Annotated in this window: 1 protein-coding gene; it reads right to left on the bottom strand. The window is 67.7% G+C overall.

Features of this window, described 5'->3' with window-relative positions:
• Positions 1-233 (bottom strand): IMP dehydrogenase (locus FLQ44_RS24725; RefSeq protein ID WP_338117505.1); only part of this gene is annotated, 233 nt, incomplete at its 3' end.
• Positions 234-325: the final 92 nt, after the last annotated feature.

The raw sequence follows: 325 nt of genomic DNA on the forward strand, positions 1-325 counted from the left end.
TCCATCGCCGCCGAGAGGATCGGGCTGTTGAGGTCGATGTCGCGGGCAATGCGCGTGCGCACGTCCGTCTGGCCAGGCATGACAACGGAATGTGCGGGCTGCAAGAGCACGTCGTCGAAGGTCAGTGCCATCGCACCGGTCGCGGTTTCGATGATTTTCGCCATGGAGCGCCAGCCCTGGTTGGCGGTAAGCGCAATGCGCCCGCGACGCCCGTGGCCGGCGGCGACTCGCATGCGGGTCCCGTATGAAGATTGGCGCTGGCAGGTACCACGTCGCAGGCGGGTTGAAAAGAGCGGGCGTGGCCGGAACCGCCGCCGTGCGGGGG

Origin of the sequence: Vogesella mureinivorans (assembly GCF_007644035.1) — a bacterium.
In the GTDB taxonomy this organism is placed as follows: domain Bacteria; phylum Pseudomonadota; class Gammaproteobacteria; order Burkholderiales; family Chromobacteriaceae; genus Vogesella; species Vogesella mureinivorans.